Consider the following 25660-nt stretch of genomic DNA (forward strand, 5'->3'; position numbering starts at 1 on the left):
AATTAGTAAGACCCCTTGAAGACGACGAGGTTGATAGGTTCGGGGTGGAAGCACAGCAATGTGTGGAGCTGACGAATACTAATCGGTCGAGGGCTTATCCTAAAACGTTTCTGAAGGAAACGTACTTCGGAAGCATAAACAATGAATACCCCACAAAGTGAAGCAAATGATTCGGAGTCGATTCCGAGTACTTTGCGGGGGCCCCGGTGTAAAACCGGAAAAACTTAAGGAAAAACAACTTTCGCATCCAGTTTTGAAGGCGCAAGCCATATACATAGGAAAGCCTGCCGATAACCGGCAGGCTTTTTATATTGTTTTCCAGATTGCTATTTGTAAACATTTGTATGGGTTATCACCCACTATAACATCAATAATATTGCGAATATATATGGAGTAATGAGGTATTCACCATTAATTATTATGAATTATGAGAGTTGAATTAGAACTAATTAGAAAATTCTATGGAAACCTTTTATTCAGGATAGTTATGGTAAACTCAAAAAACGCGAGTCTAAAGACAAGCAAGCATACATACTGGAGGGATCGCATAATGAAACGAAAGCTTGGTACAATCGTCTTATCGATGCTGATAGCATCTATCCTCTGCCTGCCTTTGGAGGCGTCAGCTGCATCGTTAAAAGTAGGCAGCAAAGGGACAGAGGTTAAGGATTTGCAAGAGAGACTGTATATGTTGCGTTACTATAAAGGCAATATAACGAGTAATTATGGCGCTTCCACGAAGTCTGCTGTGGCAGCCTTTCAGAAGGGGGCCGGCCTGAAGCCGGATGGAGTAGCTGGCTCCATGACGCTGCACGCCTTGCACAAAGTAACCGTAGACCGTTCTGACTTGTCCCGTATGGCGAGGGTTGTTAATGCGGAGGCTGGAGGCGAAAGCTACAAAGGGAAGATTGCCGTAGCTGCCGTAATATTAAATCGTTCGAAAACGAGCGGATTTCCTAGTACAATCCGAGGGGTTATTTTTGCCCCAAGCGCATTTAGCGTTGTTAGCAACGGGCAGTTCTGGAATATGCCCACGGTTAGCGCATTGAATGCTGCCAAGGATGCTGCAAAGCGGATTGACCCTACGCACGGAGCCTTATATTTCTACAACCCGAAAATCACGAATTCCGAGTGGATGAAGTCACGTCCGGTAACCGTTAAGATCGGTAATCACGTCTTCACTAAATAATGATCGATAAAAGAAGCCTGCCTTTACGCATTCGTAAACGGCAGGCTTTCTTTTTAACCAAAGAAGGTTTTGTAGAGCAGGAAGACGTTAAGGACGATTATGACAACAGCTACAAACCAAGCGAGTATTTTCATCCATAACGGATTAACGAAATTGCCCATTTTCTTTTTGTCGCTGGTGAACTGAATGAGCGGAACAACGGCAAAGGATAATTGGAACGACAGAATAATCTGACTAAGAATCAAGAGCTGTGCCGTGCCGCTTTCACCAGATATCGCGGTAACGATAACGGCCGGAATAATCGCAATAAGCCGGGTAACAAGGCGGCGCAGCCAAGGCTTCATTCGGATGTTCAGGAAGCCTTCCATAACGATCTGACCGGCAAGCGTACCTGTAAGCGTTGAGTTTTGCCCGGAAGCCAGAAGCGCTACCCCAAACAGAATGGAACCAACTGCCGTACCAAGCAGCGGAGTCAACAGGTCATATGCCTGGCTGATCTCGGCTACGTCGGTCATGCCTGCTTTGTGGAAGGTAGCCGCCGAGATAATGAGAATAGCCGCGTTAATAAATAAGGCAAAGAACAAGGCGATCGACGAATCCCATGTAGCGTATTTGATGGCTTCCCGTTTGCCAAGTTCGGTCTGCTCGTAGCGTCTCGTTTGCACGATAGACGAATGCAGATACAAGTTATGCGGCATAACGGTGGCGCCAAGGATACCAATAGCAATGTACAGCATCATTGGATTGGTGACAATATGATGGCTTGGAATTAATCCTGCGAACAATGCAGGCGCATCCGGTTTTGCCAGAAATATTTCGGTAATAAAGCAAGCACCTATTGTAAAAATTAGAACAACAACAAGTCTTTCAATATACTTAAAGCCTTTGTTCTGAAGAAGCAGGACAATAAAGACGTCCAGTACGGTTATGATTACACCGTACATCAGCGGTATGCCAAATAATAAATTAAGCGCAATCGCTGAGCCGATAACCTCCGCCAAATCACAAGCGGCGATGGCCAGCTCGCATAGCAGCCATAACGTAAAAACAACCGGCTTACTGTAATGGTCCCGGCAGGCCTGCGCAAGGTCTCTGCCTGTTACGATACCCAATTTCCCTGCTAATGCCTGCAGCAGAATGGCCATCAAGTTTGAGATCAGAATAACCGAGAGCAGCGTGTAACCAAACATGGCGCCTCCGGCTATATCCGTTGCCCAGTTCCCCGGGTCCATGTATCCTACGGCGACCAGGTAGCCAGGACCGGAAAAGGCCAATAACTTTTTCAACCAAGAGCCTTTGGTTGGAATGCGGAGCGAGCGGTGTACTTCCGGCAAGGATGGCTGCGTACCTTGCGTACGCCAAGCTTCGTCTTGCGACTGCGTAACGGATGTCTCCATCATGAAAATCACCTCTTGTCTTTTCCTTAACTAATATTGTTGCGCAAGTGCAACTTTTCTGTCTAAAAAAACCACATACTTAGGAGTATGCAGGATAGATTTTATTGTTTCTTAAATTTATTGTACCAGTGCAACTTTTTTTGTCAATGACAACTTTCACGCCCGATAGATGGAATTACCACAAAGTATGATTTGTTCTGCAAATGGTGAAAAGAAAATGCAAAGGGCCGTTCTTTGAAAAGAACAACCCTTTATCTTCTAATCCTTTTCATGGTCTTCACGTTCATGATGTCCATCGAAAGCATGCTGGACATTTTCCATGAATTCTTCGACGGCTTCGCTGACCATGTCGAGCGGACCGTAGCTCTCATGATCCTTGGGTGTATTGATTCCGGCTACCGTATTCGAAGTCTCGTTATAGAACTCATCGTATTCATCATTATGCTTATCTTTTCTGTTCATGTAACAACAACCTCCTCGGCTAACATTCCAAGTCTTAAGGTAGTTTACCCAATCTAAATGAAATGAATCATTGCAAGCGATTTTCCGCGTACATGCACTTCTAGGCCTCTGCCCACATACAATGTAGAACCGACTTCATCGTGAGCCAGAGGTATGCCCTGGCCATTCAGCTTATGGGGGTGCAGGAACATGGGACTTTTTGCTGCTATTGCTCTGTTCATTAAGCAGCTGTCGCTGCTCGTATCGTATGTCAAAAACAATGCTTTTCCGCAGCCGCTTCATGAAGAAGAAGAGATGAAGCATCTGCAGCTAATGGCGGAAGGGAATGCGCATTCGCGCAACCTGCTGATTGAACATAACTTAAGGCTGGTCGCGCATATTGTCAAAAAATTCGATAACACGGGGGAAGATCTCGAGGATTTGATCTCGATCGGAACGATTGGCTTGATTAAGGCGATCGAAAGCTTCCAGACCGGAAAAGGCACGAAGCTCGCTACATTCGCAGCTCGTTGTATTGAGAACGAAATACTTATGCATTTGCGTTCGTTGAAGAAAACACGCAAGGATGTATCCTTGCATGACCCGATTGGAACGGACAAAGAGGGGAACGAAATTACGCTGATCGATATCCTCGGCACGGAGGCCGACGATGTTGTGGATCGGGTGCAGCTGAAAATCGAGAAAAGCAAGATCTACCGCAACCTCGATATTCTCGATGAGCGGGAGCAGGAAGTGATCCGCGGCCGGTTCGGCCTGGATCATGGCGGGGATGAGCGTACGCAGCGCGAGATTGCGAAGGAGCTGGGGATTAGCCGGAGTTATGTGTCGCGGATTGAGAAGAGGGCGCTGATGAAGCTGTATCATGAGTTTTATAAGGCGAAGAAATGAAGTGCTTATCGATGGCAGCGATGAAGTAAGGGGTTCGATCCCCTTGACTCACCATAATAAAACACTCAAAACCCTTGTGTATCAAGGGTTTTCTTTATTATTATCGAACTTCTCTATATTCACAATTTCCCCAGCAAGATGAGGTAGACCGTACGATGAAACTAAAAGTATTCAAATCAGCATGGGAGATGCAGGGAAGTGCGGAATCTGTCCTAAAAAAGATTGCAGAAGCTGGTTATGATGGCATAGAGGTGTGGCATGGCTCGATTGGTGAGAAGAATGAATTTAAACGGCTGCTGCGCAAATACAAGCTGGACTTAATTGTTGGTCTAGCTGCAGGGAAAAAGGGGATAGAAATGTTTCTATGGAACAGCTGTTGCTGGACAAATCTGGGGGAAGAGCGATGTATGCTCCTTGGCCCACAGCTCGGCCTTCGAGAGATACCGGAACGAAAGTTTACTGCCGATTTCAGCCGCTGGTTCTGCGTTTGCGAATCAGTGGTGGCAAGAGATTGCAGTTAACAGACAGGCAGCAGGAGAGGCATGTATGACATTTAGTCCTGAATTCGGTCCACCGAATTATATGGCCAGGCTTCCTTTCACGCAAGAACCTGTCGCTGATTTATGGGAGACTTGCTTATGGATGGGAGATCATTTTCGTTCTGAATTTGATCGTTGGCAGTTGGGTAAGTAAGAATAGGTTATGAACACAATAGGTAGGCTGAACAGTGGAAAATGTTGTTCAGCCTATGCGTTCATATTTTTGGCAACGATCTTATTTGTAGATATACAATTGACGTTTTTCACATTCTTATGTATTATATGTTCAATAGTTTAAGTGTTTAAGTGTTTAAGTGTTTAAGTGTTTAAGTGTTTAAGTGTTTAAACATATGGTTACATATGTGTATAGATGAACGGAGAGGACCAATAATAATGAAAACAGCATTGATAACAGGAGCTAGCAGCGGATTAGGTTATGAGTTTGTAAAACGATTTGCCCAGGATGGTTATCATCTTGTTCTTGTAGCCAGAAGCGGCCAAAAGTTGGAGGAAATAAAAAAAACGTATAAAGATATACATGTAACTGTCATTCAAAAGGATTTGAGTAAGCCAGGCGCGGCTAAGGAAGTATTTGATGAGGTAGAAAAACAATTCGTTACAGTCGATGTTCTTGTCAATAATGCCGGATTTGGTTTATTAGGTAAATTTGACGAGCTGGATATCCGAAAGCAATTAGACATGATTCAATTAAACATAGCTGCTTTAACGGAACTAACCTATTATTTTCTGCAGAACATGAAAAAAAGAAACACCGGGAAAATATTAAACGTCGCAAGCACCGCAGCATTCCAACCCGGGCCTATGATGAACATTTATTATGCAACTAAGTCTTTTGTGCTATCCTTCTCAGAAGCTCTTGTTGAAGAGTTGTCTGGAACTGGAATTACGGTGACTACTCTTTGCCCGGGAGCTACGAAGACCAATTTCGGTACCGTTGCTGCTGTAGAAAATACGAAAATGTTTAGCCGGGCAATGGATTCTGAGGAAGTTGTTAAAATAGGTTATAATGCAATGATGAAGGGGAAAAGAGTGGTTATAACCGGCGGCATGAACAAGGCAGGTGCTCTTGGGGCAAAATTCTTGCCACGTAGTTTAGCAGCAAAAATTGCCAAATATGTCGCGGGAGATAAATAAAAATCCCTTCATTTATTTTCCGAACAGGAGGACTCATGGAATTATGTCACAACAAGCGATCGATATTTTCCGAGCATGTATACCGTTATTTAACTCTTTAAGCGATCCCGCAAGACAGGATATCATCCTCCTATTGGCTGAACGGGAGCAGTTAAGCGTGAATGAAATTGCTGAGCATTCGAACCTTTCTCGTCCCGCAATCTCCCATCACTTAAAAATCCTGCGCGATAATCATCTTGTAAAAATCGAACAAAAAGGAACGCTGCGCTATTATTCGCTTTCATTAGAATATAGCGTACAACAGCTTAAACAGTTGATTGACGTCGTAGAGAAAGATTGCATTTTATAATACGTAAATAAAACAAGCCGCAGCGGATTTAGCTGTGGCTTGTTTTATGATTTTCCTCGTCGCCAATTAGCTGGTCAGGCTAAGGCTGCATAAATCGAATAATTCATGGTAAGAAATTACCTTTGAACAAATCTTCAGAAATTCTTTAGAAAAATCATAAGTGGCAACTAAGAAATTATTCTTATAGTTGTAAATGTGAAGAATATTTATTTGCCGGATTTTGTATCGGGTCTTGTTGAATACCAGACAGTAATGAGGTGACGATAAATACAACAGTTATTGTGGACTCTCTCCGTATGTAATATTTCTGAGTTAACTTCTAATTAACTGACAAGACAATGAATAGGGCGTTGATAATTATGAACATAAATCAACCATTACTGTTTCTTAAAAAGTATATACAGGATCCCAAATACGTCGGAAGCTTGGTGCCAAGTTCACGATTTTTGGCTAAAAGGATGCTTGACCAAGTATCATGGGAGCATACAAAAACGGTTATAGAGTTAGGTTCGGGGACAGGAGCCATTTCCCGATTGCTGGCGAAGCGGTTAACTCCAAAAACAAAAGTAATGATTTTTGAAAAAGATGAGCAAATGAGGGGAAGAATAAAAAATGATTATCCGGATTGGATATGTGAAGGAGATGCGCTGCAGTTATTATGGCAATTAGAGAAACACAATATGCAGAAAGTGGATTGCATTTTTAGTGGACTTCCTTTTTTTAATTTTTCAGCTGATATGCGTCTTCACCTTATCCGGCAATGCATTGCTGCTCTTAAACCCGGAGGTCTTCTTATCGCATTTCAATATTCTTTACAGATGAGGAGGCTGCTTTCAGAATATTTTGAAATTGAAAGGATATCTCTTGTCCCATTGAATTTTCCCCCGGCTTTTGTTTATGTTTGTAGAAAAAGAGTTGAGTAATAAGGAGGAGGAGAGCAGAATAATGGCTTTTATCCTTGTTGTAGATGATGATTCAGAAATCCGTGATGTGATCCATATCTATCTGCGAAATGATGGACACGAAGTTCTGGAGGCGACAGACGGAATAGAGGCGCTTGAAACCTTATCAAAGTGCGAAGTTGACCTTATCATACTAGATGTAATGATGCCACACATGGATGGTATTCAGGCATGCATTAAAATTAGAGAAAGATATTCCACACCAATCATTATGCTTTCTGCTAAAGAAGAGGATATGGATAAAATTGTAGGGCTTACTACTGGTGCCGACGACTACATGACAAAACCATTTAACCCTATGGAGCTGATAGCAAGGGTAAAATCGCAGTTGCGGCGTCAAAACCTCCTTAAACCTAAGATAACAGAGACGAATGTCATTAATATAAAGGATCTCGTTATTGACGAGACAAAACATTATGTATCGATTAGAGGACAAGAGGTCACGATAACCCCCTTAGAATTTGGAATCTTAAAGTTACTTGCAGCGAATCCCGGACAAGTTTTCAGCGCCGATGCCATATATGAAACAGTGTGGAAAGAACGTACGGGTTACTCTGATAATACGGTAATGGTTCATATCCGTAATTTAAGGGAAAAACTTGAACTAGTGCCAAGGGAACCACAATATATAAAGACAGTGTGGGGTGTTGGTTATAAAATTGACAAATATGAGGTTACTGCGAAAACATAGTGTTCGCTACTCTTTTTTGTGGGCCACAATTCTTTCCATTCTTATTGCTTCGATCATTACCTCGATTGTGGGAGGAACCATAAATTCGACGGCATGGGCGAGAATTGGTTTGCAATATTATCCCTTCATGATTTATATAGTTCCCATCATGTTCCTAATATTTTTCCTCATCGCCTTCTATTTTTTCACAAGAAGAATTATTAATTATATGTCCCTTTTAGCGGAAGGGCTCGGAATTATATCGGAAGGTAATTTAAATTACCGAATACCAGTCAGCCGAAAGGATGAGCTTGGTAATTTGGCTAAGAATATGAACGAAATGGCTGAGCAACTCGGAAATCAGAAGGAAAAGGAAAAAGCAAACGAAGAATCAAAAATGAATTTAATTACTGGGGTGTCCCACGATCTTCGGACACCGTTGACAAGTATGATTGGTTATCTTGATTTGCTGCGAACCCATTCGTTTCAGAATGAGTCAGAATACAATCGTTTTTTGAATAATGCATATAAGAAAGCTGAACAGCTAAAAAAGCTAATAGATGATTTATTTGTTTATACGCGTATTTCTTCTGGGAATTTGAAATTAATGAAGAAACAGGTTGACTTGCGAGCGCTCCTTGAACAAATATTATCTGAGTTTGTGCCCATTGCAAACGAACATCATTCCATTATTAGATCGCAGATTAATGTTACGGAATCTCAAGTCCTCATTGACCCCGAGCAAGTGGTAAGAATTATTGATAATCTTTTAATGAATGCTTTAAAGTATGCAATTGTTCCAAAAGCAATCGATGTTACACTGGACTGCGATGAATGTTGGATTTATTTAACGATAGCAAATGAAGGGGAATATATAACACAAGAGGAAGAAGCCAAGCTTTTTGAACGATTTTACAAAACGGAGCATGCCATCAAGAATCCTACTATTCAAGTAGGTGCCGGGTTGGGACTAGCGATATCTAGGCAACTTGCGGAACTTCAATCAGGAAGACTCGAACTCATTCATAAAGCCGGGCATTATGCGTTTACACTTCGATTGCCTATGCAACAAAAAAATAAGATCAAATAAACGGTTCCGGTATCTGAGTGTCAAGCAGCGGTGCTGCTCTGTAATAAGCTTCAAGTTCAATGAATTATACAACGAAAGGCTGGGCGATTGCCCAGCCTTTCGTTGTATAACATGAACAGGCCATATTTTATACCTTCAAAATTGCCTAATATATATATTTTAAGAAGTCATAAACTGTATCAGGGGATAAGTATTTAAAAACATAGTTATGCTCGAAATACTTAGTTGCCTCAAAGATATAAAAAGTCTAATCTCTAGTCAACTTAGCCAGGCTTTAAACTAACAATACAGGAAATAAAAATGAAAATTTGATATTATGTAATCTGATAAAATTATTGAGAGCATACTAGGGGGGACATTTTAGGGTGAGAATCATCCAGAATATGAAGTTATACGCCAAAGTGTTCGCCCTTTTGACGGTTTCGACTTCCATCACGATCTTTGCATTATCTACCTTCCTCTATTTTCACTTTGAAGAGATTGTGCTGAAGCAGTCCTATCAATCAACCGTTAACAGCTTAAAGCAAACCACTCACGAAGCATCCATCATGACGGTTACAGCAGATGCGCTCGTCAAACAAATCTACAATGATAAAATGGTAAATAAGCTGTTAAACTTCTCTGCTCTGGATACTTCAGAAACTAGGGATGCCATTGATCAATTGGACGCTTACCGGGCTACTTCTCCGTTTATTGATTCCCTTTACGTGTACAATGGCAATAAGGATGAGTTTTATATCAGCACCGATTTGAAGCAAAGCAGCGTTCAGCCAAGGAGTGAATTTTACGACAAGGATGTCCTGTTACTATTTAAAGGTGACGATCAAAAGCTGACCTTAAAGCCAATTCCAAGAAAAATTCCCATACCTCCAAATAGTGATATTGACTTGGAAAAAAATAGAGATGTCTATACCTATCTTCTTTACGATACGTTAAATCAAGGTGAACGAAGGAATCTAATTATTGTAAATGTATCAGAAACACAAATGCATAAGTTTGTCGATGGTCTTATTTCTAATTCCGTCAATAATACGTTCATCATTGACGAAGAAGGAACATTAATCTCCAACACGTGGAAGTTACCTATGCTATCGAATTTATCCGATAGTTCTTATATTCGGAGGATTATTGAAGGCGGAGTGGATTCAGGGTACTTCTCCGCCGATGTAGATAAAACGCATTCGCTCGTTACGTATACAGCTCCGGATTATTTAGGATGGAGATATATACGTATCACTTCGTATTCTGCTTTAACCCACCAAATTAATATGATGAGATGGAAAACAGTGATCATCACGGTGGGGTTGCTATTATTCGGCCTTTTTATATCGTATATGGCATCACGTAAATTCTTTGAAAAAGTGGATGAAAAGCTATCGAAATTACCCCGGTTGGAAAAGGATCGAAGGGACAGCTTTCAGGCACTTAGACAAGACTTTGTTGAGAATCTGCTAACCGGCAATATACCTAAAAATATGGAAACTCTACAAAGTAAGCTGGATCATCTTGAAATTCCTTTTAGTACTCAGCATTCTTTCCGAGTGGTTCTTATGCGTATAGATCATTATTCCATGTTCTCGGAGCGTTTTGATGATCAAGATCGCAAACTGTTTAAATTCGGAATTTTAAATGTTGCGCAAGAATGGCTTGCACCAGTATGTCAGACTTATGCCCTAGATTTAAGCGAGAACCGATTAGCCATTATCTTCTCAAATAATGACCTGGAACGCATTCCTGCAGAAGAAGAATTGAACAGCTTGTTTATGCAAATTCAAAAGACCGTTCAATCCATATTTAATCTTGAAATATCCGTGTTTGTTAGTGATTCAGGAGAAGATATCTTTTCAATTAATGAGTTATATATGGAGACGCTACAATTGTCCTATTATCGCATTTTCTACGAATCTTCATGCATTTTATGGCCTGACTTATTGAAAGGGAGAGCCACTAGCAGCTACGATTATTCCTCCCATAAAGAGAAGCAGTTAATCGATTTGCTTAAGTTAGGCAGGATGGAACCGGTGAAACAATTATTAACATCCATATTAATGGAATCGTCACAGTCTACTTACATGGCGTTTCATTTTACTTTAACCAAACTTATTCATGTCATTCATAATGCGATTACGACGATAGAGAAAAATGGTTTTTCTTCTTTTCAGTTGGATTTCCATACTCTATTGGCTTCCGTAAACCAAGCGGATTCTCTTCGTGAGATCGAGGAACAATTCTTCCGAGTATTTGATGGGATTGAATCGACCTTTGAGGATAAGAAGTTGTCCAAACAGGATAATACCGTGCAGAAAATAATGGAAATTATTCATCAGCGGTTCTCGGACCGGACTTTGTCGCTGGAGAGCATCGCCGAGGCGATGAATATGTCGACAACATCCATCAGCCGCGTTTTCAAAAAAGCTACCTTCAAAACGATTCTCAATTATATTATTGAAGTTCGAATGGACGAGGTAAGCAAGCTATTGCTGCATTCAAATGAATCAATTGGCGAAATTGCTGAACGAGCAGGCTTTTCTAACAGCCCTCATTTCTATAAGTCCTTTAAGCAATATTTTGGAGTAACGCCTACTGAATATCGAAAGAATGCTGCTGACCAAAATAATGATTGATGCGAATAGACAGGAAAGTAGAAGGAGCTTCGCTGTAGCGAAGCTTCTTTTTTTTTGAAAGATTGATTATGTTATCCGGAAGGATATATGTTATTTAGCATTTTAGCTTAAAAGGCAGGAAAACGAATAAAGGAGCTTATAACGAAGTTGCGAAAAGCGTCGATTGGAGGCTAGGATGAGGTTGTAAGTGAACGAGCCGGGCCTGGCTGTACAACAGGGAGGAGTACTATGACAGACAGATTATCACCTTCGTCTGAGAAGAAGTGGATGGATAAGGTAAGGCAAAATTACGTTCTATCTTTAATGGCACTGCCGATGATATTGTTTTTTCTCGTCTTTGCCTATTTGCCGATGACAGGTGTTTACTACGCATTCACGCACTTCGATTTCGAGCTTGGCTTGTTTAAGAGCCCGTTTGTCGGCTTGGATAATTTTCAATTTCTATTCCATTCAGGAATGCTCATGAAGCTAGTGAAGAACACTGTCCTGTATAATCTAGCTTTTATTTTGGCAGGAAATTTTATGCAGATGATGTGTGCAATTCTAATAAGCCAAGTGCCGGCCAAATGGTTCCGGAAGACAAGCCAATCCTTCATATTCTTACCTTATTTTATATCATGGGTGTTGGTAGGGGCGTTTGGCTATATGCTCTTTAACTCTGATAATGGTGTCATTAATTCTCTTTTAAAACAATTGCATCTGCCAGAGTATAACTTTTATATGCAACAAGCTCCGTGGAAGTACATTATTGTGTTTTTTAATGTCTGGAAGGGTCTTGGCTACGGAATGATCATATACTTGGCAGCAATATTGGCGATCAGTGATGAGTATTATGAAGCTGCTCGAATCGATGGTGCAAACATTTATCAGCAAATTCGTTACATTACGATCCCATTGTTAATGCCTACGTTTATTATGCTTGTTTTGTTCAGTTTGGGTGGTATTCTAAGAGGCCAATTTGATCTGTTCTACCAGCTTATCGGGAATAACGGGCTACTCTATAATGCAACTGATATTCTTGATACTTATGTATATCGTTCTCTGACCGTTAATTTCGACATTGGCATGGGGACGGCAGCAGGATTATTCCAATCCTTTTTCGGTTTTGTTCTTGTAATGATTGTCAACTTCATTGTTCGCAGAACGCGCGAAGAATCAGCGCTGTTTTAGAAGGAGAGGTGTGATATGAAGGCGAACAGCGGTGCTAGATCTTTTCATTTCATCAGTTATACCTTATTGACTGTTATTTCACTTCTTTGTATTATTCCTTTCTGGTTAATTGCCGTTGGATCAATGACGAAGGAAGAAGACATTCTTGTTAATGGATTCAGATTTTGGCCAAAGCATTTCTCTTCGGCAGCTTATGACGCCATATGGAAGTATGGATCATCCATTCTGAACGCTTACGAAGTCACCATTCTCATCACGGTTATTGGAACGTCGCTTGGATTGTTTCTGACAGCAATGGGAGCTTATGTGCTTTCTCGACGCGATTATGCTTTTCGGAACGGATTATCTTTTTTTGTATACTTTACGACGCTGTTTAGTGGCGGGCTTATTCCTTGGTACATTATGATTGTGAAGAATTTGCATCTGAAAGATACGGTGATGGCTCTTATACTTATCGGACTGGTCAATGCCTGGAACGTATTGCTGATGCGAAATTTCATGAACTCAATCCCAGTTGAAGTGACGGAATCGGCTAAAATTGACGGAGCTGGCGATTTTACTATATTCATGCGCTTAATTCTCCCGCTATCGACTCCTGCTCTTGCAACTATCGGGTTGTTCATTGCCTTAAACTATTGGAACGATTGGTTTGCGCCAAATTTATTTATTACAACCGATTCCAAAGTTCCGTTGCAATATTTCCTGTATCGTATTTTATCTAAAGCAGAAATTCTGAGTCATGGCTCCATTCCAACTAACGGGGCTGAGGTGCCCCCAAGCGAGACCTTGAAGATGGCTGTTGCTGTTGTAGCGACAGGACCTATGGTGTTCTTGTTTCCATTATTGCAGAGGTATTTCGTAAAAGGACTGACAATCGGGGCTGTAAAAGGTTAGAACCGGATACTTCGGCTAACATAAATACAAAACTAAGGGGAGGCTTCACAATGCAAAGAAAGAAAAGCTGGAAATCAGCTGCAATGATCATGATGTCTGTAATATCTGTAACGTTAGCAGCCTGCAGCAATGATAGCAACGTAGCCAAATCGGAAACACCTGTGGCATCCAATGGGCCAGATCTCTCGGAGCACGTAAACCTAACGTGGTACTTAGTTGGTGATCCGCCTAAAGATATGGACAAGGTACTGACTGAATTTAATAAGATGGCCGAGAAAGACCTGAACACGACTTTATCGATTAAATTTACTTCCTGGACCGACTGGCAGACCAAATATAATTTGCTGTTGACTTCGGGAGAACCAATCGACATGATTTATGCGGCCAATTGGCTGGATTTTTACAAATATGCGAAACAAGGTGCTTTCGTAGATATCTCGTCCCTTCTTCCAACCGACATGCCGGATACTTGGTCTAAGGTTCCTAAAGATGATTGGAAGGCAGCCACTATTGATAATAAAATTTACGCTGTTCCTAACACTAACCCTAACTGGGCTGTGGATGGCTTTTATTATCGGGAAGATTGGCGTCAAGAACTCAATTTGCCAGAAATCAAGGATTTGGACACTTTAGGTCAATATATGGATGGGGTTAAAAAGGCTAAGACAGGCGTAATCCCGATTAATGGTAATCCGTATGATGGTTTGCTGGACTTGTTCACTACTTCTACTGACTTCCAGCTTCTTGGGGGCTATACCAGTCCAATCGCGTCGAAGTCCTATATGGACCCAAGAGACATCGTGATTTATCCGTTTACGCCGGAATATGCTGACTATGTTAAGCGAATGAAACAATGGGCTGATAACGGATATTGGTCGAAAAATGCTTTGATTGCCAAACAATCTCCGGGGGAGATGATTACATCCGGCACAGGGGCTATCAACTGGGGGAATATAGACAAGACGAAGGGCTTTATTGAAGATTTGGCTAAGAAAAAACCGGAAATGAAAATCGGCTATTTCAACTTTAGTCAATTTAAAGGTTATGCCATGGCAGATCCGACAGTCAACAATGCTATGGCCATTCCTAGAAGCTCGAAGCATATCGATCGTTCATTAATGCTTCTGGATAAAATTAGAAATAACGAGTCCTATTTTAACCTAATCACTTATGGTATTCAAGGAACGCACTACGATCTTGATACAGACGGCAAGAGTTTAGTTATCCCGCCAGCTGGCGTAGATCCCAAAAATTTTGTGAGATACGACATTTCTGGATGGGGATGGTATACCCAGCAGAACTTGAAGCCTAATAAGGATGAGTGGACTGGATACAAACCTTTGAAAGAGAAGATGGCTTCGATTAGCAAGCCAAATATTTTTGATGGAATAACCATGGATTACGAGCCTGTAAAGTCTCAATTAGCAGCGGTCAACTCGGTGGTTGAACAATACGGTATGCCTCTGATGGTTGGCGCAGTCAAAGACGTGGACGCTGCGCTTAAAACCTACCAGGACAAGTTAAAGCAAGCTGGAGTGGAGGCTTTAGCGGATTACATCAAAGAACAAGCGAATAAGCACTTCGATGAGATCGGCATTCAGTAAGACAGGATGATATTCGTTGCCTGGAGTCCGTAATCTAAGCGATACGGGCTCCATGTTACGAAAGACATAAATAAGGAGTGGAACACACATTGTTGATACTTGATCTGAATGGAAATTGGAGTATGAGAAGATGGGACGAAACAGATTGGACTGAAGCGTCTGTTCCGGGATCTGTTTATAATGATTTAATGAATGCGGGTAAAATGGAAGACCCTTATTATCGTGAAAACGATAGAGAAGCAACTAAAATATCGGAACACGATTATGTGTACAGAAAGGTATTCTCCATCCATAGCAGCCAGATGCCCTGCGACCAAGTGCTGCTCCGCTTTGAAGGCTTGGATACACTTGCAGAAATCTTGTTAAATGGGCACTTGCTGGCTTGCACAAATAATATGCACCGAACCTATGAATTCGATGTTAAGGATTATTTGCGCCAAGGAGAGAATGAACTTCTGGTTACCCTTCGATCTCCATTGCAGTACATTCGAGAGAAGTATAAAGAAAATCCAATATGGTCTGTTAATGGAGAGCCCGGTTTTCCTTATATTCGTAAAGCGCATCATATGTTTGGTTGGGATTGGGGACCCAATTTGCCTGACTTAGGAATTTGGCGCGGTGTTTCTATTATTGGTTTTAACGATGCTAGATTAGAAGACGTGTATGTAACTCAGCATCATGCAAATGGAAGAGTAGGACTGGATGTAAAGCTGGGTTTGGAGAACTGGTCTAATTCAGATATTTATGTAGAAGTGGTCATTCGCACACCTGATGGTCAAGTTTTGAACAAACGGACACAGGCTGCTTCACCTGTCACTCATCTTTTATTTGATATCGAGAATCCAAAGCTATGGTGGCCTAACGGATTTGGCGAACAGCCGCTTTATAAAGTTCAGACCACTGTGTTTAACGGCGAGAGGCAGTTGGATGGAAGCAGCTTGCGTATCGGATTGCGAACAATCTCTGTCACCCAAAATGATGATGAGTGGGGACGTTCATTCTCATTTTGTGTAAATGGAGTAGATATATTTGCTATGGGGGCGGACTATATCCCTGAGGATAATATCATTGCCCGTATGACTCGAGACAAAACCGCAAGACTGCTTAAGGATTGTGTGGATTCTAATTTCAATTGCATTCGCGTTTGGGGAGGAGCATACTTCCCGGAAGATTACTTCTATGATCTGTGCGATGAATATGGGCTTCTTGTTTGGCAGGATTTACTGTTTGCATGTGCGGTTTATGATTTTACAGATGAGTTCCGGGATAATGTTGTTGCTGAAACCGAACAAAATATGAAGAGAATTCGTCATCATGCTTGTCTTGGACTTTGGTGCGGCAATAACGAAAATGAGTGGGCCTGGGTCGAGTGGGATATTAACCAATCTCTTAAACTAAAGGCAGATTATATTAAGCAGTTTGAGGTCGTATTGCCTGAGGTTGCGAAGCGGGTCGATCCAAATACGTTCTACTGGCGGGCCTCTCCTTCTTCGTTAGGGAGCTTTGACCGGCCAAATGATGAGAATTTCGGGGACATGCATGACTGGTCGATCTGGCATCATCGCAAGCCATTCACCGATTTTCGCAATCGTTATCCAAGATTCATGTCGGAGTTCGGTCTGCAAGCCTTCCCGGGAATGAAAACGATTCATACGTTTGCACTGCCGGAGGATTTGAATATATTCTCCAATGTGATAGAGAATCATCAGAAGCACCCAAATGGTATTGAACCTACTGTGTACTATTTATCTCAATATTTTAAATTTCCGAAAAATTTCGAATCTTTCCCTTATGTATCTCAGCTAATTCAGGCTGAGGGAGTCCGATATGGGGTGGAGCATTGGCGGAGGAATCGGGGAAGGTGTATGGGAGCGGTGTACTGGCAGCTGAATGATTCATGGCCAGTGGCATCTTGGGCTAGCATCGACTATTACGGACGGTGGAAAGCTTTGCAATATGCTGCCAAGCGCTTCTTTGCACCGGTACTATTGTCTGTCTGTGAAGAAGGAAGCTCGGCATCCCTTCATCTCACTAACGAAACGATGAATGCCGTAACAGGATACGTGGTATGGAGACTGCGACGAGCTTCTGATTCGGCCATTGCAGCTTCTGGAGAGATGAACGTAGAGGTTGAACCTCTATCCAGCATGAAGTTCAAAGAGCTTAGCTTTGAAGACATTCTTTGTTCTACTGCTGCTTTACGATCGCATTATTTGGAATACGAATGGATAGAGAATGAGGGAGTAACCGCATCCGGAACGACTCTATTTGTAAAAGCGAAGGAATTCGAACTCCCTCAAGCTCATTTGAGTGTTACATGTGAAGAAATCGATGATGAGATTAGGATTAAGGTTTATTCCGATGCTTTTGCCATGTTTGTAGAGCTGGATCTTACCGAAGATGATGCCGTGTTCAGCGATAATTATTTCCACTTGTCTGCTGATCAAAGTCGTACCATTGTATTGGATCGGAGTCGACTGTCCCGGCCGCTATCTCTTGCGGAGATCAAGGAACAATTAACCTGCCGCAGTTTGAGTGACAGCTACTAGAATGGTGGGGAGGAATAAGCAATGTGCGTAGATGCAGGACGTCAAGAATTAACTGAGTGCTGCAGTAAAATTGCCCTGACGGGTTTAAGTGATTGGGAAGCTTATGCCTATCCTTATAACTTATCTGGTCATTTTGCTGCAGAGTTAAGTTACGAACGTGATGAGGGGCTAGGACTAGCGCTAGTTGCAGTTAAAGACGGCATTCCAAATCCTGACCATTATACATCCATCCAGCTGCGGCTGGATGGCGATGGGATACAGGTTGAGGTGCATGATTGTCAAGCTGGGACAATTGACGTCTTAGACAATACAGACACACTTTCTGCAAAGCAGCGGCAAGAACGTTACCGGACAGATTTAACCGGTCAATTGTTCTCGGTCCCATTCAACGGTACAGCGGGACAATTGCGAATGGAGAAAGATAAACAATCCGGATTTTTTCATTTTTTTTATGCAGTAGGAATGGAGATTAACGGGAACTGGAGACAGGATTGGATGGAGCTAGCTCCTTCAATGGAATGGCTCGGGAACGAGACAGAGTATCTTGTTGCCCTATTGCTTCCTAAAGAGCGCACTTCATTTGAAGGGATAACGCGATTAACAGCCAGTCCAAGACCGGAGCGGGATCATAGCGACAGGGAGACCGGGTTTCGAGTAATAAAACGGTCCTATCACTGGTCTGGCGCAGCAGGTGAAGCTTATGTCATTTCCTTCGACAAGCGGTTTGCTTATCATGGACAAGATATCAAATTCGTCTTTTGGGATCAAATGAATCATGTTCCGGCTTGGCATATGAACGATCAGCTTTTGTTTACGTATGAGTTCGTGGAATCTTGGGTCGAAGAGGAGAAAGGCTGCTTTGAACCCATGTCTGACCGTCTAAATGCTTTTAATTCAGTTGAAGTTAAAGAAGATCATGAGGTTCGTAAAGTGATCTGTTGGCGTTACTTGCTTACCAATCCTGATTATCGCGTCTGGCCAGACTCGGGCGAGGGCAGCGATCAGCCTGAGGTAGAAGAGCATTATGTCTTTTATCCTGACGGGACCGGCATACGTCATATTCGTTATTATCCTAAGCTGGATACGAAGTGGCGAAACTGGCATGAGCTTGAGGAGTCCATCATTATCGCGGGCACCCAAACCAAGCCTTCCGATCATATTCATGAAATTCCATTAACTCTCTTGAATTTGACAGGAGATGCAAGGGAGTATGACCGCAGCTGGTATGATCGCAACAGCCAATCTAACGGTCAATTATATCAGCTTGATGACCGGTCTGTCGTTGAAGCTTGGGATGAAACGATTCAAGCCATACACTTTACAAATGGAATTCCGGATGTGTTTATTGCTTTTCCGAATGTTCCGGGTCCGTACGAAGTTTGTCCGGAATCTCGTTCGACCACCGATATCTCCTGGCATAGCTATCATTATGAAATGTCTCATTGGCCTGTGAATAAAGAGCCTTATCAAGAGCCATTCAAATCAGGTACAACCTGGACGGGACAAGTGTCGCACAGCAGTGTTGCCGGGGTCGAAGCATGGAATGACGTTGCATGGGAAAGGGATTACAAAATAGACGATCGAGGCCGTCCTTACCGAGAATGGATGACGTTAATTGGTGTTCATCAACCGTTTGATCGTAAAGGTCTCCGTGAGAGAATTGCTTCTTGGCTGCATCCAGCAAAAATCGTTGTCTCATCTGGCGAGGCCGCTGTATATCAGCACGCAGCAATGGAATATCTCATTGATGCCGGCTATAAGAACAAAGTCCAATTAACAATAGAATTGTCTGATAGGGCGGATCTCTTAATCCGGCCATGTCTTAGAATAACCAATTCCGTCACGTCAGAGCACATGACGGTACTGCTTAATGGCAGCGTTCTTCAAGAGAAACAGCAATATCGAGTTACCCAATTGCAGGAATCATGCCTTGTATGGCTGGACATGGAATTACATCATGCATCTGAGCTTGAACTGCTATGGATGTAAAAGAAGGAGAGAAGCGTCATGAGTAATAATCCATTGCCTCGTTGGAGGGGCTTTAATCTAGTAGAAATGTTCTCTACCAATACGGAATGGCAACAAATCTTCCCGTATGAGGATGATGGCCAATTCCTGGAATCGGATTTCCGCTTAATTAGTAAATTAGGCTTTGACTTTGCCCGTATTCCGCTATCCTATCTGTTTTGGAACTCGGGTACAAATCTTTATGAGATGAATGAGAATACGCTTAGACGGATTGATCAAGCGGTGGAGTGGGGACTTAAGTATAATGTGCACGTTTCTTTGGACATTCATCGTGCACCGGGTTACTGCATTAATGATTACGATAAAGTCAATGAGCCCAATAAGTTAAACCTATGGAAGGACAGAGAGGCTCTTCAGGCCTTTTCCTATTATTGGAGTCGTTTCGCCGAAAGGTACAAGTCAGTGCCTGGTGACGCTTTAAGCTTTGATTTGCTAAATGAACCAACGACACTAGATAGTATGCCGATGCAACCAAGCGAATACGTACATGTGGTAACAGAGGTTGTAAAAGCGATCAGACAGGTGGATGCCAATCGTCCAATTATCGCGAACGGCCTTGACGGTGGCAACACGGCTGTACCCGAATTGGCACCACTTGGTATAGGGCAAAGCTGCAGGGGGTATGACCCATGGACGGTCAGCCATTATAAGGCGATCTGGGGAGGCAATTCTCAAAAGCTGCCGACTTGGCCAAATGAAAATTGCGACAATGTTATATGGAATAAAGAAAAACTTCATGCCAAATACGAGCCCTGGTCGCAATTAATGGCCCAAGGAGTAGGAATTCATTGCGGTGAAATGGGTTGTCATCGGGAGACACCGCATGATGTCTTCCTGGGATGGATGAATGATTTGCTTGAGGTGCTGACCTCACGAAACATTGGTTATGCGCTTTGGAATTTCCGTGGTCCGTTTGGCTTATTAAACTCAGGACGAAGCGATGTCATTTATAAGAGCATAGATGGATACCTCCTGGATGAAAAGCTTCTTAAGCTTTTGGAGCGGTATTAACAAAGGGTGATTGGCATGTATTCGGATCTGGCGGGCCAAACCGCATTAATTACTGGAGCTGGACAAGGCATAGGAAGGGAAATCGCGATACGTTTTGGTGCTGAAGGCATGAAGGTTTCTCTGTTTGATATTTGCGACTCGCAGCTGCTTGAGCAAACAGCGGAACTGGTGAGGGAAGCAGGAGGACAAGCTGTGAAGTTCTCAGGCAATGTCTTATCCGAAGAAGATGTACAAATGGCTGTCAGAGGCACTGTTTCTCGATTCGGTTCACTTGATGTTCTAGTCAACAATGCGGGAATCGAATCGACGGCTCCTTCCCATGAGCTTCCTTTGTCAGAGTGGAACCAGATTGTCGGCGTGAATCAAACCGGAGTGTTTCTGTTTGCACGGGAAGCCATACGAATCATGCTGAAGCAGGGCAGCGGCGGGTCTATTATCAATGTGTCTAGTGTTCATCAGAAAATTCCAAAGCCCAGACATGTTCATTACGCCTCAAGCAAGGGCGGAGTTGCTATGCTTACGGAGTCGCTGGCTGCTGAATATGCGCATGCAGGAATAAGAGTTAATGCGATTGCCCCAGGAGCCATTCGGACACAAATGAACGAGACCTTACTCGCAGACCCTGGGATGAAGAAAAAAATTGAGAATCTGATTCCCATGAGGAAAATTGGAAGAACAGCAAATGTTGCGGCTTGTGCAGCATGGCTGGCATCCAATGAAGCTGACTATGTAACGGGAATATCGTTATTTGTAGATGGAGGCATGAGCTTATATCCCACTTATATTGCCGGAGATGATGCATTGTAAGACAAGGAGGATGAAAGATGAAGCTGGGACTTGGTCTTTATCGCGATAGGCTGACGAAGGATAATTTCCGTTTCGCCAAGCAGGCAGGATGCTCTCATTTGGTTGTTCACTTAGTTGATTATTATAAAGGTATTCAAGGCCTTCCCGATACCGACAGCCAGCGCAACATGGGATATGCTCCGCCTGAAGATCCTGCTTGGGAGCTGGACCATCTGCTGCGGCTTAAAAGCTCCATCGAGGAGGAAGGATTGAAATGGGAAGCCATTGAAAACTTCAGTCCCGGTGATTGGCATGATGTTTTGTTAGACGGTCCCATGAGGACTAAACAGATGGATAGGCTGAAACAAATCGTTACCAATGTAGGCAAAGCGGGTATTCCCATTATTGGGTACAATTTCAGTATTGCGGGAGTATGGGGGCATATTAATCGAGCTGTAGCCAGAGGAGGAGCCGTCAGTGCGACGTTTCGGACTGTTGACGGTCCTTTAGAGACCCCGATACCAAACGGACAAATCTGGAACATGACTTACGATCGTCATGCTTCCGAAGGAGTTGTGCCACCAATCACCTCGGAGGAGCTATGGGAGAGGCTTGAGCGATTTCTAAAAGAGCTGGTGCCTGTGGCAGAGGAAGCGGGGGTACGATTAGCGGCACACCCAGATGACCCGCCGATGCCTGCAATTCGAGGATACGGCAGACTAGTGAATCAACCCTCGCTTTATCAACGGCTGCTTGACTGCTATCCAAGCCCGAGCAATGCGCTAGAGTTTTGTCTAGGTACATTGCAGGAAATGACAGAGGGGAATATTTACGACACAATCGAACAGTACGCTTCCCAGCAGGCAATAGGTTATGTTCATTTCCGTAACGTAAAAGGCAAAGTTCCTGATTACCAGGAGGTTTTTGTCGACGAAGGCGACATCGATATGATTCAAGCACTGAAGCTATTTAAGAAACATGATTTTGATGGTGTATTTATCCCGGATCATACGCCGCAAATGACTTGTCGGGCACCATGGCACGCTGGAATGGCTTATGCGCTAGGTTATATGAAGGCGGCTCTTTCAGTTCTTTAATAATAAGGAGGTGTAGCAGCAATGAAAGAAGATAGAGAAAGCATCGCAGGGTTATCGTTTGATTATTTAGAGCAGAAGCTATATTCTGCAGTACTTTCGGACGTGCTGGATGAGTTAGGATACCGCTATCAAACCTTTGGTAAAGGAATAAGGCTTATCGATCCTGGCAAAAAGGTAAGTGGACGTGGGTTTACGGCACAGGCGGCGATAACGTACGAGATTCCAGCAGCTCCCTATCAAAAGCAGATGGAGGCAATTGATTCCATCGCCAAGGGAGAAGTATTTGTGGTGACAACCGGTGCTCCCGATGAAGCCGCTTTCTGGGGAGAACTCCTTGCAACGGCTTGTCGTGCGCGTGGCGGACGCGGTGCCATCGTAGACGGCTTGAATAGGGATACAACAAAGCTGCTTGAAATGGGATTCCCAATCGCATCCAGAGGACAAGTGCCAACAGATTCCAAAGGCAGGGTTAATCTGATCGCCTTTCAACAAACTATTGAAATCGATGGAGTAAAGATAGAGCCAGGAGATTATATTTTTGCAGATATCGATGGGATAGTTGTTGTGCCAAGAAGGATGGAAGAACAAGTGATTCAGCTCGCTATTGAGAAGGTAGAAGGTGAGAATAAAGTGCGAACCGCTCTTCAGGAAGGAATGCTGTGCACGGAGGCTTTCCGTACTTTTGGAATCTTGTAAAGTTTCGAAGCAACCGGTAATTTGACGGTTGCTTTTTCTTGCTTACTTCGATACTTGAGGTTGTGCTGTCAAAGAGGGTATAGTGCTTTTTAGAAGGATAAGCTGTGAAGTATTATTGATGTAGAAAGGTGGATGTAAGAATTGAAGTATGAAGACAATGCAATATCCGCCGCGACTAGGGCAGAATGGCGCGCCTGGCTCGAGGCGAACCATGCATCGGCGTCATCGGTCTGGCTTATCATCTATAAAAAAGATTCCGGTGTTCCAAGCGTTTATTATGATGAGGCTGTGGACGAAGCATTGTGCTTCGGCTGGGTTGACAGCAAACCTAACAAGCGGGACGACAATAGTTATTATCAGTTTTTTGCAAAACGGAATCCGAAGAGTAATTGGAGCAAGGTCAATAAAGGGAAAATAGAAAATTTACTCCAGTTAGGACTCATGGCTCCAGCAGGTTTGGCCGCAATTGAAGCAGCAAAAAACAACGGTACATGGGATGCTCTGAATGAAGTAGAGAATATGGTTATTCCGGATGACCTGCAGCACGCGCTAGAAGCAAACACTTTGGCAAAGTCCAATTTCGAAAAGTTCCCTCGCTCCTCGAAGCGAATGATCCTGGAGTGGATACTGAATGCCAAACGGAAAGAAACGAGACAAAAGCGAATTGAGGAAACCGTTTCGCTGGCGGAAGTTAATCGAAGAGCTAATCATTATCGCGATAAATAATGTGCTTTGATCTATAAATGCCCCCAAGCCTGAAATGGTTCTAGGGGGCTCTTTTTCGTGGAGATGGCGGCAGAGATCCAGTTTCTAGTGGAACGGGTGTACCAAGAGGAGATTCGGTCCAGGGAAGCTGTCATGAAGCAGCTTCAGTCTCAAATTAATCCGCATTTTTTTGAACCGGGGAATTAACACAAGGAGAAGCCGTCTGGGGCGAGTACCAACAGGGAAAGACAGTAAGCAGCATGCCATCCAGTGGCGTGAAGGCTAAAAAGTTCTTCGCTTTATGTTAAATTATTCTGCTGTTTTCCCCGCCTGAACCTTCTATACTTTTATTGAACGCGCTTACATTTTCAGTTGGCAGCAAAGACAAGCAGCGCTTTCGAAAGCGGTTGAACTTGCAGAGGAGGGGTGTGCCACGTTAACGGCCCGAACTAAGAACGCGACGTAGTATCGAAGGCCGAAGGCTTGAATTGAATTGGCATTCATCATCAAACTGGGGGCATTGGCCATGAGAAAACGTAATTCTGTAGTGGTAGCATTTATGCTTGTTTGCAGCTTGGCTCTGGCAGGCTGCGGTACGAACAACGGAAGCACCGGCGGCGCCTCGAATGCAGCTGCCGAAGCTAACGATGCGGGAAGGAAGACGACAGCTAATGACGGGGCATCATCTGCGGAAACCAGCGGACCGATCACGATTAATCAGGCCCTGCCGGATAAAGAAATTCTAAGCAAAGGGCCGGACGGCGAGAGTGCCGTCTCCGCCAAAACGCTGCAATTGACGGAAGAAGAGCTGACAAAGATAAAGTCCGGTCATTACACGGCAGCTATCTCCATGCATTATGCCGGTAACGACTGGTCCGCGGCGCAGTTGAAGGGACTGAGGGATACATTCACCAGAATGAATATCGAAATCGTTGCCACAACCGATGCGAACTTCAAAGCAGAAACGCAGGTAGCCAACATTGAAACGATACTCGCCAAAAAGCCGAATATCCTGGTCAGTATTCCGGTCGATGCGGTCTCGACGGCGAGTGTTTTCAAGAAAGCCGCGGATGAAGGCGTGAAGCTCGTGTTCATGGACAACAAGGCAAGCGGACTGCAGGCCGGCAAAGATTACGTCAGCGTGGTCTCTGCCGATAACTACGGCAATGGCGTAGAAGCCGCACATGTTCTAGCGAAAGCGATCGGCGAAGAAGGCGAGGTCGGCGTGATCTACCATGATGCGGACTTCTTCGTCACGAAGCAAAGAACCGAGGCTTTCGAGAAAACGATTAAAGACGAGTATCCGAACATCAAAATCGTAGACCGCGGCGGAATCGTTGGTCCTAACGACGGCGAGAAAGTCGCTGCCGCACTGCTGACGAAACATCCGAAGATGAAGGGCATGTTCGTGGTGTGGGATGTACCGGCCGAAGGCGCGCTCGCTGCCGCACGTTCCGCTGGCCGAAACGATCTGGTGATTTCGACGATCGACCTTGGCACGAACGTGGCATTGGACATTGCCAAGGGCGGCATGATCAAAGGTCTAGGCGCCCAGCTGCCATACGATCAAGGCGTTGCGGAAGCGATTCTGGCGGCGTACTCCTTGTTGGGAAAAGAAGCGCCGGCGTACGTAGCGGTGCCGTCGCTGCAGGTAAATAAGGAGAACGTCCTGGAATCCTGGAAAACCGTTTACCATTCGGATGCACCTGCAGCGATTCAAGATATGGCGAAGTAATTCGTCACCTGTTATAAACGAACAAGTCTCTGTAATCCATTAATCGTACCTGTGAAGGAG

At 43.6% G+C, this 25660-nt stretch carries 22 protein-coding genes, 1 rRNA gene and 1 pseudogene; 22 read left to right on the forward strand and 2 right to left on the reverse strand.

Translation table 11 applies throughout. From position 1 onward, the window contains the following. Positions 1 to 102: ribosomal RNA gene (locus tag WFK81_RS27585) — 23S ribosomal RNA — on the forward strand; the annotation flags it as partial. Between the two features lie 448 nt (positions 103 to 550). Next, a complete protein-coding gene (locus WFK81_RS27590; protein ID WP_336790275.1) occupies positions 551 to 1189 on the forward strand; it encodes a cell wall hydrolase in 639 nt (212 codons plus the stop codon). Between the two features lie 53 nt (positions 1190 to 1242). Here WFK81_RS27590 and WFK81_RS27595 read toward each other — a convergent pair whose 3' ends face one another. Together WFK81_RS27595 and WFK81_RS27600 are read right to left on the reverse strand one after the other, a co-directional pair. After that, positions 1243 to 2589 (reverse strand): Nramp family divalent metal transporter, encoded by a 1347-nt coding sequence (locus tag WFK81_RS27595; RefSeq protein ID WP_336790277.1) that lies wholly within the window; start codon positions 2587 to 2589, stop codon positions 1243 to 1245. 255 nt (positions 2590 to 2844) lie between these two features. Continuing rightward, complete coding sequence (locus tag WFK81_RS27600) at positions 2845 to 3048, reverse strand: hypothetical protein (RefSeq protein WP_336790279.1); 204 nt, start codon at positions 3046 to 3048, stop codon at positions 2845 to 2847. A gap of 189 nt (positions 3049 to 3237) precedes the next feature. On the opposite strand from WFK81_RS27600, the gene sigK reads away from it, so the two are divergent. The 20 genes and pseudogenes from sigK to WFK81_RS27700 all read left to right on the forward strand — a co-directional run bounded on the left by sigK (position 3238) and on the right by WFK81_RS27700 (position 25600). Continuing rightward, positions 3238 to 3936 (forward strand): RNA polymerase sporulation sigma factor SigK, encoded by a 699-nt coding sequence (gene sigK, locus WFK81_RS27605; protein ID WP_015845870.1) that lies wholly within the window; start codon positions 3238 to 3240, stop codon positions 3934 to 3936. A 155-nt stretch (positions 3937 to 4091) separates the two neighbouring features. Further along, positions 4092 to 4457 (forward strand): hypothetical protein, encoded by a 366-nt coding sequence (locus WFK81_RS27610; RefSeq protein ID WP_336790281.1) that lies wholly within the window; start codon positions 4092 to 4094, stop codon positions 4455 to 4457. Positions 4458 to 4868: 411 nt separating this feature from the next. Then, positions 4869 to 5630, forward strand: coding sequence for an SDR family NAD(P)-dependent oxidoreductase (locus WFK81_RS27615; protein WP_336790282.1), 762 nt, complete (start codon positions 4869 to 4871; stop codon positions 5628 to 5630). 43 nt (positions 5631 to 5673) lie between these two features. Beyond that, positions 5674 to 5979, forward strand: coding sequence for an ArsR/SmtB family transcription factor (locus WFK81_RS27620; protein ID WP_336790284.1), 306 nt, complete (start codon positions 5674 to 5676; stop codon positions 5977 to 5979). Positions 5980 to 6338: 359 nt separating this feature from the next. Continuing rightward, entirely contained in the window at positions 6339 to 6902 is a 564-nt protein-coding gene (locus WFK81_RS27625) for a class I SAM-dependent methyltransferase (RefSeq protein WP_336790286.1), read from the forward strand. Between the two features lie 22 nt (positions 6903 to 6924). Continuing rightward, a complete protein-coding gene (locus WFK81_RS27630) occupies positions 6925 to 7632 on the forward strand; it encodes a response regulator transcription factor (RefSeq protein ID WP_336790473.1) in 708 nt (235 codons plus the stop codon). 127 nt (positions 7633 to 7759) lie between these two features. Then, a complete protein-coding gene (locus WFK81_RS27635; protein WP_336790288.1) occupies positions 7760 to 8701 on the forward strand; it encodes a HAMP domain-containing sensor histidine kinase in 942 nt (313 codons plus the stop codon). Between the two features lie 365 nt (positions 8702 to 9066). Further along, positions 9067 to 11325: a helix-turn-helix transcriptional regulator gene (locus WFK81_RS27640; RefSeq protein WP_336790290.1), complete on the forward strand. Its 2259-nt coding sequence runs from the start codon at positions 9067 to 9069 to the stop codon at positions 11323 to 11325. Between the two features lie 228 nt (positions 11326 to 11553). Further along, positions 11554 to 12495: an ABC transporter permease gene (locus WFK81_RS27645; protein WP_336790292.1), complete on the forward strand. Its 942-nt coding sequence runs from the start codon at positions 11554 to 11556 to the stop codon at positions 12493 to 12495. A gap of 15 nt (positions 12496 to 12510) precedes the next feature. Further along, positions 12511 to 13389, forward strand: coding sequence for a carbohydrate ABC transporter permease (locus tag WFK81_RS27650; protein ID WP_336790294.1), 879 nt, complete (start codon positions 12511 to 12513; stop codon positions 13387 to 13389). Between the two features lie 50 nt (positions 13390 to 13439). Further along, a complete protein-coding gene (locus WFK81_RS27655) occupies positions 13440 to 14993 on the forward strand; it encodes a DUF3502 domain-containing protein (protein WP_336790295.1) in 1554 nt (517 codons plus the stop codon). Positions 14994 to 15082: 89 nt separating this feature from the next. Continuing rightward, positions 15083 to 17542, forward strand: a complete 2460-nt coding sequence (locus tag WFK81_RS27660; protein ID WP_336790297.1) for a beta-mannosidase — start codon at positions 15083 to 15085, stop codon at positions 17540 to 17542. A 21-nt stretch (positions 17543 to 17563) separates the two neighbouring features. Then, positions 17564 to 19531 (forward strand): hypothetical protein, encoded by a 1968-nt coding sequence (locus WFK81_RS27665; RefSeq protein WP_336790299.1) that lies wholly within the window; start codon positions 17564 to 17566, stop codon positions 19529 to 19531. A gap of 18 nt (positions 19532 to 19549) precedes the next feature. Beyond that, positions 19550 to 20581 (forward strand): glycoside hydrolase family 5 protein, encoded by a 1032-nt coding sequence (locus tag WFK81_RS27670; RefSeq protein WP_336790300.1) that lies wholly within the window; start codon positions 19550 to 19552, stop codon positions 20579 to 20581. A gap of 15 nt (positions 20582 to 20596) precedes the next feature. Then, on the forward strand, positions 20597 to 21388 hold the full coding sequence (locus WFK81_RS27675) for a glucose 1-dehydrogenase (protein WP_336790302.1): 792 nt from the start codon (positions 20597 to 20599) through the stop codon (positions 21386 to 21388). Positions 21389 to 21405: 17 nt separating this feature from the next. Beyond that, complete coding sequence (locus tag WFK81_RS27680; RefSeq protein WP_336790304.1) at positions 21406 to 22464, forward strand: mannonate dehydratase; 1059 nt, start codon at positions 21406 to 21408, stop codon at positions 22462 to 22464. A 21-nt stretch (positions 22465 to 22485) separates the two neighbouring features. Next, entirely contained in the window at positions 22486 to 23160 is a 675-nt protein-coding gene (locus WFK81_RS27685; RefSeq protein WP_336790306.1) for an RraA family protein, read from the forward strand. A gap of 141 nt (positions 23161 to 23301) precedes the next feature. Further along, positions 23302 to 23886, forward strand: coding sequence for a YdeI/OmpD-associated family protein (locus WFK81_RS27690; protein WP_336790307.1), 585 nt, complete (start codon positions 23302 to 23304; stop codon positions 23884 to 23886). Between the two features lie 54 nt (positions 23887 to 23940). Next, positions 23941 to 24054 (forward strand): annotated as a pseudogene (locus WFK81_RS27695) (sensor histidine kinase); the annotation flags it as partial. A gap of 337 nt (positions 24055 to 24391) precedes the next feature. Next, complete coding sequence (locus WFK81_RS27700; RefSeq protein WP_336790309.1) at positions 24392 to 25600, forward strand: substrate-binding domain-containing protein; 1209 nt, start codon at positions 24392 to 24394, stop codon at positions 25598 to 25600. Positions 25601 to 25660: the final 60 nt, after the last annotated feature.

The sequence above is a fragment of the Paenibacillus sp. MMO-177 genome (assembly GCF_037147795.1).
Lineage (GTDB): Bacteria > Bacillota > Bacilli > Paenibacillales > Paenibacillaceae > Pristimantibacillus.

Coding starts and splice junctions, on each gene's coding strand:
- WFK81_RS27590 (WP_336790275.1), top strand. CDS start 551: ATGAAACGAAAGCTTGGTACAATCGTCTTATCGATGCTGATAGCATCT.
- WFK81_RS27595 (WP_336790277.1), bottom strand. CDS start 2,589: ATGATGGAGACATCCGTTACGCAGTCGCAAGACGAAGCTTGGCGTACG.
- WFK81_RS27600 (WP_336790279.1), bottom strand. CDS start 3,048: ATGAACAGAAAAGATAAGCATAATGATGAATACGATGAGTTCTATAAC.
- sigK (WP_015845870.1), top strand. CDS start 3,238: ATGGGACTTTTTGCTGCTATTGCTCTGTTCATTAAGCAGCTGTCGCTG.
- WFK81_RS27610 (WP_336790281.1), top strand. CDS start 4,092: ATGAAACTAAAAGTATTCAAATCAGCATGGGAGATGCAGGGAAGTGCG.
- WFK81_RS27615 (WP_336790282.1), top strand. CDS start 4,869: ATGAAAACAGCATTGATAACAGGAGCTAGCAGCGGATTAGGTTATGAG.
- WFK81_RS27620 (WP_336790284.1), top strand. CDS start 5,674: ATGTCACAACAAGCGATCGATATTTTCCGAGCATGTATACCGTTATTT.
- WFK81_RS27625 (WP_336790286.1), top strand. CDS start 6,339: ATGAACATAAATCAACCATTACTGTTTCTTAAAAAGTATATACAGGAT.
- WFK81_RS27630 (WP_336790473.1), top strand. CDS start 6,925: ATGGCTTTTATCCTTGTTGTAGATGATGATTCAGAAATCCGTGATGTG.
- WFK81_RS27635 (WP_336790288.1), top strand. CDS start 7,760: ATGATTTATATAGTTCCCATCATGTTCCTAATATTTTTCCTCATCGCC.
- WFK81_RS27645 (WP_336790292.1), top strand. CDS start 11,554: ATGACAGACAGATTATCACCTTCGTCTGAGAAGAAGTGGATGGATAAG.
- WFK81_RS27650 (WP_336790294.1), top strand. CDS start 12,511: ATGAAGGCGAACAGCGGTGCTAGATCTTTTCATTTCATCAGTTATACC.
- WFK81_RS27655 (WP_336790295.1), top strand. CDS start 13,440: ATGCAAAGAAAGAAAAGCTGGAAATCAGCTGCAATGATCATGATGTCT.
- WFK81_RS27665 (WP_336790299.1), top strand. CDS start 17,564: ATGTGCGTAGATGCAGGACGTCAAGAATTAACTGAGTGCTGCAGTAAA.
- WFK81_RS27670 (WP_336790300.1), top strand. CDS start 19,550: ATGAGTAATAATCCATTGCCTCGTTGGAGGGGCTTTAATCTAGTAGAA.
- WFK81_RS27675 (WP_336790302.1), top strand. CDS start 20,597: ATGTATTCGGATCTGGCGGGCCAAACCGCATTAATTACTGGAGCTGGA.
- WFK81_RS27680 (WP_336790304.1), top strand. CDS start 21,406: ATGAAGCTGGGACTTGGTCTTTATCGCGATAGGCTGACGAAGGATAAT.
- WFK81_RS27685 (WP_336790306.1), top strand. CDS start 22,486: ATGAAAGAAGATAGAGAAAGCATCGCAGGGTTATCGTTTGATTATTTA.
- WFK81_RS27700 (WP_336790309.1), top strand. CDS start 24,392: ATGAGAAAACGTAATTCTGTAGTGGTAGCATTTATGCTTGTTTGCAGC.